The following is a 13,481-nucleotide window of genomic DNA, read 5'->3' as shown; positions in this document are numbered from 1 at the left end:
AAGATACTGCGCATTCATAAATTTCCTTTAAAGCACTATCTCCCCTTCCTACAATCACACCTCTCCCGCAATATTATCTCTCGATGGCAACCTATAAAGACTTTTAAAATATCCAAAAAGAAAACGCTCTGAGAAACCTTTCAAGCCTAAAGGGTCCTCGCCATTTTTATCACAATGAGAACATCCCAAATCACCCAGAAACATGCAAAATCTCCCCGCATTGAGGCATAGCTTGTGCTTCAAGCGCTCATTTTCTCCTGCTCTTTTGTCCATTGTCCTAAAGCCGCAAGATGGTTCATCCGCGCACGATGACAAAATGCCTTTTGTGCAACAGCAATATTTTCATCTTTTCCAGCCCATACTTTTAAAGCAGCCGCTTGCAAAGCACGTCGATTAAGAAAAGGTCAATTTCCAAGGCAATGCGCCCAAAGAATTCATGGCTGATAAATGCGCCGTTGCTTCCTGATCTGACTGCCCGTAAGACAAGAAAAGCAATTCCTGGAACAGCAGAAGGGACAGTTTGTTTAAGCATATGGACAGTCTTTTCAGCCACCTCTTCAACACCAGCCTTGCGCGCATCCTTGCCATCAATCACCATATTGGGTTTTAAAATCATCCCCTCTAAAACAACACGGGCTTCAAATAATTCTTTAAAGACAGTCTGTAAAACAGCGCCTGTCACCTCAAAGCAACGTGCAATGGAATGCCCGCACGACGGTCCATCCATTAGCACTATCCATTCAGAAGTCAGCATACCCCAATCCCGAAATTGCAAAAAAATCTGTATTCTTTATCAAGGAGCATGGGCCATGCAAAAACTTGTGCATTTTGATTGCCCTTCCTGCCAAGCAAAGCGTTTGCATCAAGGACAATCACCGGCCCCCTTATGGGAATTCAAGTCTATGGCAATTCAAGCGCTCACCTTTTCTTGGCTCTTTGTCCATTGTCCTAAAGCCGCAAGATGGTTCATCTGCGCACGGTGATGAAATGCTTTTTGTGCAACAGCAATATTTTCATCTTTTCCAGCCCATGCTTTTAAAGCAGCCGCTTGCAAAGCACGTCCATAGGAAAAGGTCAATTTCCAAGGCAATGCGCCCAAAGAATTCATGGCTGATAAATGCGCCGTTGCTTCCTGATCTGACTGCCCACCAGAGAGAAAAGCAATTCCTGGAACAGCAGAAGGGACAGTTTGTTTAAGCACATGGACAGTCTTTTCAGCCACCTCTTCAACACCAGCCTTGCGCGCATCCTTGCCATCAATCACCATATTGGGTTTTAAAATCATCCCCTCTAAAACAACACGGGCTTCAAATAATTCTTTAAAGACAGTTGTCAAAACAGCGCCTGTCACCTCAAAGCAACGTGCAATGGAATGCCCGCACGACGGTCCATCCATTAGCACCTCCGGCTCCACAATCGGCACAATATTGAGTTCCTGACATAAAGCAGCATAACGTGCGAGGGCTTGTGCATTTTGATTAATGGCGCCTCTTGTTGGCAAAGTATCTGCATTAATGGCAATCACCGCCCGCCACTTAGCAAAACGCGCGCCCAAAGCATAATAGTCTTTTAACCGTTCACGAAGACCATCCAATCCTTCGGTAATTGTCTCTTGGGGAAAAGCAGCTAAGGGTTTTGCACCCGTATCAACTTTAATTCCTGGTAATGCGCCTGCATCACGAATAAGATCCGTCAACATTTGCCCTGTTGATGCTTTTTGTCGAATGGTTTCATCAAATAAAATGACTCCAGAGATAGCTTTTTGCATAGCTTCTTTTGCACTAAAAAGCATTTCACGATAAGCACGGCGCCTATCTTCATTGGATTCAACACCAATGCTTGTAAAACGCTTTCCAATGGTCGCCGTACTTTCATCTGCCGCCAAAATACCTTTACCCGCCTGCACGAGAGAAAGTGCAATATCTTCAAGCCGTTCAGTCATAAAAAATTCCTCTTTATTTTCTCTATTTCGTCTTAAAATTTTCCAAAAGTGTGCAATACGCTTAAACTCACCTTATAGGAACGACACACAGCTTTAAAGCTGCTTTTCAAATAATCCCTCTAAGGCTGCATAAGGGGAAGAATTCCAGGCAGAACCTTCCCTTCCATCCATTCCAAAAAAGCCCCTCCAGCAGTTGAGAGATAAGTAAAATCATTGGCAACACCAGCATGATTAAGGGCAAAAACCGTATCGCCTCCTCCCGCAATTGAAACCAATTTGCCCATCAGACTGCGTTCTGCGGCATGGCGTGCAACGGCAATTGTCCCTTTATCAAAAGGAGACATCTCAAAAACACCAAGGGGCCCATTCCACACAAGGGTAGCAGCCTTATCTATCACGCTATTGATATGCGCAATAGAGCGCGTCCCAATATCCAATATCATACCATCTTCAGGAATATCGCCAATATCATAAAGACGATGTGGAGCATCTTTTTCAAAGCGAAATCCAACGACAGCATCCACAGGAAGCAGAAGTGTACAGTGACACTCTTGCGCTTTTTTAATGATTTTTTTGACCGTTTCCATCAATGTGTGTTCACACAGTGACTTTCCCACATGGATACCTTGCGCAGCTAAAAAACTGTTGGCCATCCCCCCTCCAATCACCAAGGTGTCAACTTTTTCCACCAAATGATTAAGAACAAAAAGCTTACTGGAAACTTTTGCCCCTCCCACAATGGCAACGACAGGATGCATTGGATTTCCAAGTCCTTTTTCTAAGGCCTGCAACTCGCCTTGCAGCGATCGCCCCGCATAAGAGGGCAACAAATGCGTTATTCCCTCCACCGAAGCATGGGCACGATGAGAAACCGAAAAAGCATCATTGACATAAAGATCCCCATTATGGGCCAAAGCTTCGGCAAAAGAACAATCATTCTTTTCCTCACCGGCATAAAAACGAACATTTTCGAGTAGTAAAACACCCCCGTTTTGCAATGCCTCCACCGCCACCTGCACCACCGAGCCAATACAGTCCGGAGCAAAAGCAACCAGCTGATTGATAATCTTTTCCAGCACTGGTACAACAGGGCGGAGTGAAAATTCCGGCTCTACCTTTCCTTTGGGGCGACCACAATGAGAAAGCAGAATAAGCTTAGCACCACGCTTTTGCAGCTCAACGAGTGTCTCTTTATGGCGTACAAGACGCGTCTCGTCACAAACTTTTCCCAGTGCCATAGGAACATTAAAATCCACGCGCACAAGAACACGTTTGCCCAAAACATCAACATCATCAAGCGTACGAAACACCATCACTGTTTCCTCTTCACTTTCCATTGTTTCAAATAAAAACGCATCAAACAAACCTGCTTAATTTTCTTTCCTCTAAAATCTCTTCTTTGCTTTTGTATGCCCCTACTTTACTTGTGTATGCCATACCTTTACTTTTTCATAAAAGAAATTCACGACAAATCACTCTTCTCTCACTCTCAGCCTGAAAATCCAAAGCTTCCATCATCAAGTGTACAAAAGCCTCTCATTGTTCTTCATCTTCATATTCCATTGTTGCGAACAAATGCATTGGCTCAATTTTATTTCTACTAAAACGCCCCTTTACTTTTATGCAAAAGAGTTTACGTCTTTTATTTTCTGACGTTTTTTCAAACGTTGTCTCGTTCAGATGTTCCTTATTTCAAAGTTTACTCTTTCAAGCGGCTTTTAAAAGCATATATTGCCTTGCACTTTAAAAAATACCATCAATCTTTCAACAGCATCTTCTCTCTAGCGCATAAAAACAACAACTTCTCTCTATTTTTCTCAAAAGAATGCGCCTTAATTTGTACAAAAACGAGGCTTTTTCCTATAAAAAGAGGACCCGAAGGTCCTTCTTATAGTATTTATATTGTCTTGGCAAAAGCCACCGCCGTATCACTCATACGGTTAGAAAAGCCCCATTCATTATCATACCAAACCAGAACACGACAGAGTTTACCATCAATCACTTTGGTTTGATCATTGTGAAAAATCGCTGAATGCGGATTATGATTAAAATCACAACTCACTAGCTTTTCTTGCGTAGTATCTAAAATGCCCTTGAGTGAACCTCGTGCAGCAGTTGCAATAGCCGTATTAATTTCTTCAATTGTTGTGGAACGCTTAGCAGTAAATGTCAAATCTACCACAGAAACATTAGGGGTTGGAACACGAATCGATACCCCATCAAGCAATCCCTTTAATTCTGGCAAAACCAATCCCACAGCTTTTGCTGCCCCGGTTGAGGTAGGAATCATCGAAAGAGCGGCCGCACGCGCCCGATAAAGATCACGATGCATGGTATCCAACACAGGTTGATCACCGGTATAAGAATGGATTGTTGTCATAAATCCATTTTCAATGCCCACCGTGTTGTGCAAAACTTGTGCAACAGGCGCCAAACAATTGGTTGTACAAGAAGCATTTGAAACAACGCGATGTTCTCCGCTTAAAGACTGATGATTAACCCCATAGACAACCGTCAGATCTGCGCCTTCTGAAGGTGCGGAAACCAGAACACGCCTTGCCCCTGCATCCAAATGAGCCTTTGCTTTATCCCGCGCCGTAAAAATGCCCGTACACTCCAACGCGATATCGATATCCAGATCTTTCCAAGGCAATTGTGCAGGATCACGCTCTGCGCATACCTTTATTAAACCACCCCCCACATCAATGGCGTCCCCCACCACTTTAACGTCTCCAGGAAAACGCCCATGAACTGAATCATAGCGCAACAAATGGGCATTTGTTTCCACCGATCCCAAATCATTAATTGCGACGACTTCAATATCTTTTCGTCCACTTTCTACCAGCGCCCGTAAAATATTGCGTCCAATACGACCAAACCCATTAATTGCAACACGAACTGTCATTTCACATGTTTCCTCATTTAATTTTTTAAAGCACAACATTTAAAACACAACAAATGGGCATTTTCCAATCCCAAACCATGAATTCCCAAGACGTTAAGACCTTGATCAATCAAACACTTATCCACAATAATACACAACACTATCCACAACAGTGCACAAAATATGATGCCCTATAAGCACCTCCACTGATGACAACGCAAGCTGTCATTTTGTTTTTTCTTCTTTGATCTTTTCCAGCTCTCCTTCAGCGGTAGCAACGACATTTTCCCAAGTAATACCAAAATGTTCATAAAGGGCATCAATTGTCCCACTTGCCCCAAAGCCCTCCATACCAATAAACACACCATCACAGCCAATAAAACGGTCCCATCCTTGGGCAATGGCCGCTTCAATGGCGATTTTAATCGGAGCATCTCCAATAAGAGCCCGTTGATAGGAACAAGACTGTTGAGAAAAGAGCTCAAAACAAGGCACAGAAACCACACGTGTTGGGATGCCTTTTTCTTCTAAGACTTCATGTGCTTTGACCGCAATTTGCAATTCCGAACCGGAAGCAAACAGTGTCACTTGCGCCTCATCACTGGCCGTTAACAATTCATAAGCCCCAAGCATACAGAGATTTTCTTCTTCATATTCTTGACGCAGCAGTGGCAAATTTTGTCGGCTCAAAGCCAAGGTGGAAGGCGTCCCGCGTGCTTTCAAAGCCAATTGCCAACACTCGACTGTCTCCATAGCATCAGCAGGGCGGAACACAAGATGATTAGGCATAGCGCGTAAGCAAGCTAAATGTTCTACGGGTTGATGGGTCGGACCATCTTCTCCAAGCCCGATAGAATCATGGGTCATGACATAAATCACCCGCAATCCCATAAGAGAAGACAAACGCATCGCAGGACGCATATAGTCAGAAAAGCATAAAAACGTTCCCCCATAAGGAATAAAGCCCCCATGAAGAGCAAGCCCATTCATTATAGCACCCATGGCATGTTCACGAATGCCATAATGGACATAGCGTCCTGAAAAATCATTCGCAGAGATACTTTTCATCTGACTGCTTTTTGTATTATTAGAACCCGTTAAATCAGCAGACCCACCAATAGTCTCACCAACAACTTCATTGATCACTTCAAGAGCCATTTCCGAAGCTTTACGCGTAGCAACAACAGGAGACTCTTCAACAAGTTTCTGTTTATAAGCATCGACAGCTCCATCAAATCCACCCACGAGATCACCACGCATCAATCGTTCAAATTCCACCCGTTCTGAGACAGGAAGATTGCTCAATTTTTCTTCCCACTTTTGTCGCCTTTTAGCAGCATTAAGGCCTGCTAAGCGCCAATTATCGAGAATATCGGCTGGAATAACGAAAGGCTCCGCCTCCCACCCCAAGGCGATACGGGTCTCAGCAATTTCTCGCACACCTAAAGGTGATCCATGAACTTTATTGGTTCCAGCTTTACTAGGTGCTCCAAAACCTATCATTGTTTTACAAGCGATTAAAGTTGGTTTATCAGAATTTTTCGCCTCCTCAATGGCATGTGCAATTGCTGTTTGGCTATGTCCATCGACTTTGAGTGTATTCCAACCAGATGCCTTAAAACGCGCACTCTGATCTGTGCTATCGGCAAGAGAAATTTCTCCATCGATAGAGATATTATTATCATCCCACAACACGATAAGCTTGTGGAGTTTTAAATGCCCTGCCAAGGAAATTGCTTCTTGCGAAATCCCTTCCATCAGGCATCCATCCCCTACCAACGCGTAAGTATAATGGTTGACAAGATCACCAAAACGGGCATTTTGCAGACGTTCTGCAAGAGCCATCCCCACAGCATTAGCCAACCCTTGTCCGAGAGGTCCCGTCGTTGTTTCAATTCCTGCCGCATGCCCATATTCTGGATGCCCCGCAAGCTTTGCCCCTAATTGGCGAAAATTTTTAAGATCCTCAATACCGATATCTTCATAACCAGAAAGATACAGCAGAGCATAAAGCAACATAGATCCATGTCCTGCTGATAAGACGAAACGATCACGGTTAGGCCAACGAGGATTTTTAGGATCATGAGCAAGGAATTGTGTATAAAGAACCGTAGCAATATCGGCTGCTCCCATTGGCAAACCGGGATGACCAGAATTCGCTTTTTCAATCGCATCAATAGCAAGAAAACGGATAGCATTGGCCATCTGATTCTGTTGGAGGGTATTTGTCATGAATAATCGACCATTTCGTTAAATACGTTATTTTGTTGCTTTTTCCGTATTCTCTTAAAATTCCTTAAGAAAACTATTTTTTAACCATCAGCGTGAGACTTTTTGTCACCACTTCAATAACATTAATAATACATTCCCCTCACGCATCCTGTATATCCATGTCATTTATGCCAACACGCGCAAAAAATCCAGCTTTTAATTTATATCTCACCCCTGCTTTGCTTGCTAAAATATCCTACATACTTAAAAATAAAACACACACAATATAAGAATGTAAGTGATTCGTTTTTGCATAACGCATTGATAAAGGATACAATTACCCAAAGGACAAAAGCATGAACCAAGAGACTACGGTTCTACAAGATGCTCTAGAACACCTAGAAAAAGCACTTAGGACCTTAGAGATCACTATAATAAACCGCAACGCCGTTATTGATAAAAATAACGAATGGGAAGAAGAAATTCAACGAATGAATGCTGACCGCAGCCATCTTGCCCAAGCGCTTGACAAAGCTGAAGCCCAAATTGAACGCTTAGAATCTGTTAACAAAGAAGTTTCCAAACGTCTTATTAAAGCAATGGAAACGATTCGTGTCGTCATTGATAGATAAAGGTTTGAATGTATGGAAACAGTTTCCGTTACCATTGATGGTAAAAATTATCGCATGGCTTGTAATAAAGGACAAGAGCGTCATCTTATTGCGCTTGCCGCTCAATTGGATCAATATATCACCCATTTAAAGAAAAATTTTGGTGAAATTGGTGATCATCGTTTATCGGTAATGGCGGGCATCATGATTATTGATGAAATGGAAGAAATAAAACGAGAAAATAAAAAGTTACAAGAAGACTACGATGCTCTTTTAAGACTTCACCATGAAAAGGAGCACACCATGGGAAAAATCATGCGTGATACCACACAACGCATTGAAAAGCTCACCAATCAATTACTCAAAGATGATCAAAACAGCACGAACATTCAAGAACAAGAACAGGAAGACTTCTAAACACACATCAGCTCCATGAATAAACTTGCGATTTGACTTGCCTTCTACGCCTCATAGGATAAAAATTCTTAAATCACCCCCATAAACAGTCTGATTTCTTATCGAACGAGGATTCCAATGACTGATCACGCATAGCACGCATGAAATTGACTTAAAGCCCGATCAAAAAGCCCATCCTTGAATATTTTGCTGACACACAAACACGTCATATATCAAAGAGGTCGCCTTATATCATCATGCTTCCAATAAGGGATCTCGCACAACAAACGACCAAAACCAACATCCATCATTCTCAAAAAAAATCACAGTGATGATCAATCCAACAAAGCATAAAGCAAACGGCTTTTACATAAAAACGACGCACGAAAAGCATATTTTTAAAAACACATTCACCCATCACTTTATTCTCATGCCTGACCTTCATGACTTTTTGAGACACATAATTTGATTCAATTCTATTTGCAAAAATTTCACCCACGCATAAAAGCTTAAAAGTGAGAAAAATTTTAAAGCTCTCATTCAAACAGCAAAAGAATGAATTGTCATGATCAATGAATATCCCGCTCGGAAGCGGGCCCAATAAAGTAATCCCATGCCTCAATGAGATTAAAGAATTTCTCGCATTAAATGCCCCATAAGCACAACATCTTCAAAACGAAAGACAAATTCAATAGATAAAACGACAACATCACCGCATCCCGCGCCAGAATCTTATGCTCAAACACCGTGCTGTTTCCACAAGGGAAGATCAAAGCAATGAATGAAGTCTATTGGGACGCTCACGAGAGGCGCGCACACCCGTTGTTCCTAAAACCTGTTTAAAAGACACATGAAAAAACACTAGGCGTAAACGGATCAAATCCCTTTCGTTCCATCTTGAGAGACAGAGGCAATACGCAAAAGGTTTGTTGCACCAGGCGTTCCAAGGGGAACACCGGCTGTCACAAGGAAGCGATCTCCTCCTTGGCAAAAACCTTCCTGAAAGGCAATGGTAGCTGCACGATCAACCATATCCTCTAAATTCTTTGCATCCGCAGTAACCACACAATGAAGCCCCCAAACGAGTGCCAAACGCCGTGCTGTTTCCACAATGGGAGATAAAGCAATAATCGGTCTATTGGGACGCTCACGAGAGGCGCGCACACCCGTTGTTCCTGAAGCCGTATAGGCAACGATAGCGGCAAGTGAAAGTGTTTCAGCAATCTGACGTGCTGCAAGAGAAATCGCATCCGTTCCTGTTGATTCTGGTGCTGGATGTTGTGCGCCAACTTGAGCAGCATAAGTATGATCTTGTTCAATTTGCCGTGCGATTTTGTCCATCATAAGAACCGCTTCTTCCGGATAACGACCAGAAGCCGATTCAGCCGACAACATCACCGCATCTGTTCCAGCATAAACCGCTGTAGCAACATCGGATACTTCTGCACGCGTTGGCACAGGAGATGTGATCATTGATTCGAGCATTTGTGTCGCCACCACAACAGGTTTTCCAGCTAAACGACAAGCTTTTATCAGCTCTATCTGAAGTGCTGGAACCCTTTCCAAAGGCATTTCCACACCGAGATCTCCGCGTGCAATCATAATACCATCACAGACTTCAATAATCTTTTCTATATGTTCCAAGGCTTGAGGCTTTTCGATTTTAGCCATCAAAGACACCTTGTTTTTCGTTAGCCTGCGCACCGCTATAATATCTTCTGGACGCTGGATAAAAGAAAGGGCAACCCAATCAACAGGCAGCTGTAACAGAGCCTGAAGATCAGCCTTATCTTTTGAGGTCATCGAATCAAAAGGCAAAATTGTATCCGGAAAACTCACACCTTTTCGATCAGAAATACGGGTTCCAGAAACCACACGACACTGAACAAAATGATCATCACACACTTCAGCACGCAGTTCCACCCTTCCATCATCAATTAACAAGCGATCCCCTGGTTTAAGTGCCGAAAAGACTTCCTCATGAGGGAAAAAAACACGCTGCGCATCACCAGCGACATCGCGATTATCTAACGTAAAACTTTGCCCAACACGCAAATCCTCTTGACCTTTTGCAAAACGACCAACACGCAGTTTCGGTCCCTGAAGATCCACCAAAATACCGATGGGCCGTTGAACAACTTTTTCAACCTCCCGTATAGACTTGACCAAATCCTCCATTGTGTCACGATCCGTATGACTCATATTAAGTCGAAAAACATCTGCTCCTGCCCTAAAAAGCTTCTCAATCATTAAACGAGAAAAAGAAGAAGGACCAAGAGTCGCAATAATTTTTACTTTACGGGCACGTTTCACGGTGGAGGATTTCCTGAAAAAGAAGGAACAACTGAATTGTTGAACAAGGAATCATCTGTCAACTGTACCATCCAACTGGTTTGATTACCGGTATCGATTTCCTTAAACTCAGCCTTTTGATATCCTCGAGGAAAACAATCATGAACCCCTTGAATGGTAAATTGGCTATCTTGCACACACATGGTTACGGAGCCAGCCCAGCTTCCTTTTTTTTGTGCTCCTTCCGCATAAAAATAATAAAACCGTGAGACAAGAGGTCCTTCGATTAAGGTTTTACATTCTGTCACGGGAACCACCCACCAGCCTTCGCTCACCCACCCTGAAAACGTACGATATCCAAGAGCAACCCCTACAGACTGTTGGGTTGTATTACACACCCTAAAATCAGCTTTTGCACAAACAACAAGGGGAAACAAGAGCAAAATGCTCAAGAAAAAAACCTTTAATTTTGTCTCAAACACCCAATATTGTCTTTTTAAAATCACAAAACTTCCTCTATAATGCCAATTCTCAAAACAAATCATACATCTTTTTTCAAAAGCCTTTCAAAGTCTAAAATATATATTTTTCTTTTTATAGCCCTTTTATCAATGCATATATTTTAAAAATTTTATCTTAAAAATTTTACAAAATATTTAAAGTCAATTTGTAAAAAAATTGTGGTGCTTGATTGATTTTTTGTTTTTCAAGCTTTTCCAATATGAATTTGTCGTCGAAAAAACAACTTAAAACATATAACCTGGAGAAAAATACAATGAATGATACAGTAACCGACCAAACACACGCTATATCCGTCAACCAATTACGCTCCTTTATCGAACGGATTGAACGACTAGAAGAAGAAAAAAAAACCATTTCTGATGATATTAAAGACGTATACACGGAACTTAAAGGCTCTGGTTTTGATAGTAAAGCTGTTCGAAGCATTATACGGTTGCGTAAAAAAGAAGAGCATGAACGAATGGAAGAAGAAGCCATTATTGAGCTTTATAAAAATGCGCTTGGGATGAGTTAACACCAATAGAAATTTTCTTAAGAAAATGAAAAATGGAAAAAAATGCGTGAATGCACAAAAATTCTGCTAACCGTGAGCAGTTTGTGCAAAATAACGAACAATTCATGTAACTTGTGACGAGACATCTGGTCACAGGATGCGTAAAATTGCAACAGCCCTCACATTTTAAAGGATTCATGAAAAGCGCATTTTTATTCTTATTCTCCAATCATTTTTATCCATACGGGCATTTTTATCCATACGGGTCCTCCCTTGTAAGCCAACCCCACTTGTGCGTACAAGCAAAAGCGTTTTGAGTACTTTAAACTAAAAACATATTTAAAATGAGAAAATCTCACGATACTCTGAAAAGACACCCAACATGAAAAATATAAATTATCTTTATAAATCAATATGATCAATAATTTAAGTATAGATAACTGGAAATGACATGATATCTTGTCGCCTCCAGAATTATTTTTATAGCGCAACCCGTTATTAAGACATCCAGTGAAACAGAAACATGAAAGTACCAGATCGCTTTGAAATATAATAGATTTTACACAAATCACATGGCAAGAGAGCTGCTGCAGATTAAACCGTAAATTCCCTTTAAAATAAGATAACCAGCTTCTTATGAAACGATTGCATCATTGCAACCAAATTAAAAACATTAAAAAAAATGCTGATGCTAAAAAGAGCAGAAGTGTTACACTTTTACGCAAAGACAATGCCCCCTTAAGATTTCTCCCCCTCTTAATATCTAAAATATTGTAAGAAATATCATCGCTTTTTCGCGCTCTTCACACTGAGCGTTTTGGCACACTTCTTGATAAAAAGAGAATCATCGCTGCATAACGTGTTATCAAATCTTCAAGCCATGCCATCAACAAATCGCAACGATAGGACAAAAGGAAACAATACGAGGAAAATTGTCTTAGGAAGCAGTTTGATGCACTGGACAATTTTCATAAAGAAATGGCTTCTTTGCAAAAAACAAAAAGCCATTTGAAAAATTGTATGAAAAAAGGCAGTTTCGGTGTACAGAGCGCTATTATTACAGAGTGCTATTGTATTGCAGGTGTTTATTTTAACAAGGCATCTCTTAACGTCCCTCGCCCCCATTCCGCGGTGGTCTCCATCAATGATATTAATTCCCCGTAAATAATATTAATGGTGTGAAGGATATAATGGTAAATCCCCTATGAAGGGTATAAAATCCCTTAAGCAGCCCCATCTTGACGCTTCATAAAAGAGCAAATCGGGCACCATTACACACATCCCTAAAATGTTGCGACAGCCCTTGCTATTTGAACTTCATAAGAAGCATTCCTTTACACCCCCCCCAATCCACCAACCCCTTTGTGACAGAAAAGAAAATATTCCGCATTGATTTTAAAGTGAGAGATGCTCTGATGAGAAAAGTTTACTGTATTCGATGTTATGATTTAAGTTGAAAATGATGATTTGGAACGATAAATCAACGTGTTATTGTAACGTTTCTAGGAGGAGAAAACGATGGCAATTAAAACAAAACGAACAATTTCCACATTAATCGGTGTAAAAGATGCCGCTGAACTGTCTGCTTATTACCTGCGTAATGCGAATCATCTTTATCCTTGGGAACCATTAAGATCTGATGATGACCACAGCCTAACAGCTTGGGAAGCACGAGCCAATGCTTATTCTTGTGAAAGCGCAAAAGGACAAGCCTACCGATACGCCGTACGATTAAAAAATGAAAACACAATCATTGGTGTTGTAAACTTTACAAATGTAATTCGTGGTGTTTTCCAAGCCTGTCATCTTGGTTTTTCTCTTGATGAAAAACAGTAAGGCAAAGGACTCATGTTTGAGAGTTTATCGGCTCTGATACACCATATCTTTGACGTTTATCACCTACATAGAGTGATGGCAAATTATAGACCTGAGAACATAAAAAGCGAACTCTTATTAAAACGCCTTCATTTTGAAAAAGAAGGCTATGCCAAAGACTATCTCATGATTTCTGGCAAATGGCGAGATCACATTCTCACCTCCCGAATGAATGGTTTATCCTAAACAAACGATAAAACACTATCGTAAAACGCTATAGAGTGTTTTCACAAAATATTTAAATATACCAACTGG

9 protein-coding genes and 2 pseudogenes are annotated in these 13,481 nt (G+C 41.4%); 4 read left to right on the top strand and 7 right to left on the bottom strand.

From position 1 onward, the window contains the following. Positions 1-239: 239 nt before the first annotated feature. From PVV57_RS02480 to tkt, 5 genes and pseudogenes are all read right to left on the bottom strand, one after another. Positions 240-733 (bottom strand): annotated as a pseudogene (locus PVV57_RS02480) (class I fructose-bisphosphate aldolase); the annotation flags it as partial. 177 nt (positions 734-910) lie between these two features. Next, positions 911-1,942, bottom strand: a complete 1,032-nt coding sequence (locus tag PVV57_RS02475) for a class I fructose-bisphosphate aldolase (RefSeq protein WP_273783374.1) — start codon at positions 1,940-1,942, stop codon at positions 911-913. A gap of 119 nt (positions 1,943-2,061) precedes the next feature. Further along, complete coding sequence (locus PVV57_RS02470) at positions 2,062-3,255, bottom strand: phosphoglycerate kinase (RefSeq protein WP_273783407.1); 1,194 nt, start codon at positions 3,253-3,255, stop codon at positions 2,062-2,064. A 584-nt stretch (positions 3,256-3,839) separates the two neighbouring features. Beyond that, entirely contained in the window at positions 3,840-4,847 is a 1,008-nt protein-coding gene (gene gap / locus PVV57_RS02465; RefSeq protein ID WP_273783372.1) for a type I glyceraldehyde-3-phosphate dehydrogenase, read from the bottom strand. Positions 4,848-5,051: 204 nt separating this feature from the next. Beyond that, positions 5,052-7,058 (bottom strand): transketolase, encoded by a 2,007-nt coding sequence (gene tkt, locus PVV57_RS02460; RefSeq protein ID WP_273718735.1) that lies wholly within the window; start codon positions 7,056-7,058, stop codon positions 5,052-5,054. Positions 7,059-7,393: 335 nt separating this feature from the next. Between tkt and PVV57_RS02455 the strand changes: the two genes are divergently transcribed. Together PVV57_RS02455 and PVV57_RS02450 are read left to right on the top strand one after the other, a co-directional pair. Further along, a complete protein-coding gene (locus PVV57_RS02455) occupies positions 7,394-7,669 on the top strand; it encodes a DUF4164 domain-containing protein (protein ID WP_005774573.1) in 276 nt (91 codons plus the stop codon). 12 nt (positions 7,670-7,681) lie between these two features. Continuing rightward, positions 7,682-8,065 (top strand): cell division protein ZapA, encoded by a 384-nt coding sequence (locus tag PVV57_RS02450; RefSeq protein ID WP_273718731.1) that lies wholly within the window; start codon positions 7,682-7,684, stop codon positions 8,063-8,065. 855 nt (positions 8,066-8,920) lie between these two features. Here PVV57_RS02450 and pyk read toward each other — a convergent pair. Together pyk and PVV57_RS02440 are read right to left on the bottom strand one after the other, a co-directional pair. After that, a complete protein-coding gene (pyk, locus tag PVV57_RS02445; protein WP_273718730.1) occupies positions 8,921-10,357 on the bottom strand; it encodes a pyruvate kinase in 1,437 nt (478 codons plus the stop codon). Next, positions 10,354-10,881 (bottom strand): DUF1036 domain-containing protein, encoded by a 528-nt coding sequence (locus PVV57_RS02440; protein WP_273783370.1) that lies wholly within the window; start codon positions 10,879-10,881, stop codon positions 10,354-10,356. Before PVV57_RS02440 ends, pyk begins: the two co-directional genes overlap by 4 nt. Positions 10,882-11,111: 230 nt before the next feature. On the opposite strand from PVV57_RS02440, the gene PVV57_RS02435 reads away from it, so the two are divergent. Both PVV57_RS02435 and PVV57_RS02430 read left to right on the top strand, forming a co-directional pair. Further along, positions 11,112-11,372 carry a DUF2312 domain-containing protein gene (locus PVV57_RS02435; protein WP_039760779.1) on the top strand — a complete coding sequence of 87 codons (261 nt, stop codon included), beginning with the start codon at positions 11,112-11,114 and terminating at the stop codon, positions 11,370-11,372. Between the two features lie 1,497 nt (positions 11,373-12,869). Next, positions 12,870-13,412: pseudogene (locus PVV57_RS02430) on the top strand (GNAT family N-acetyltransferase). The last annotated feature ends 69 nt before the right edge of the window (positions 13,413-13,481 follow it).

Source organism: Bartonella sp. AU15XJBT (assembly GCF_028618615.1).
Classification (GTDB): Bacteria; Pseudomonadota; Alphaproteobacteria; order Rhizobiales; family Rhizobiaceae; genus Bartonella.
The sequence above is the reverse complement of the archived record's forward strand: the minus strand, read 5'-3'. Positions and strand labels throughout refer to the sequence as shown.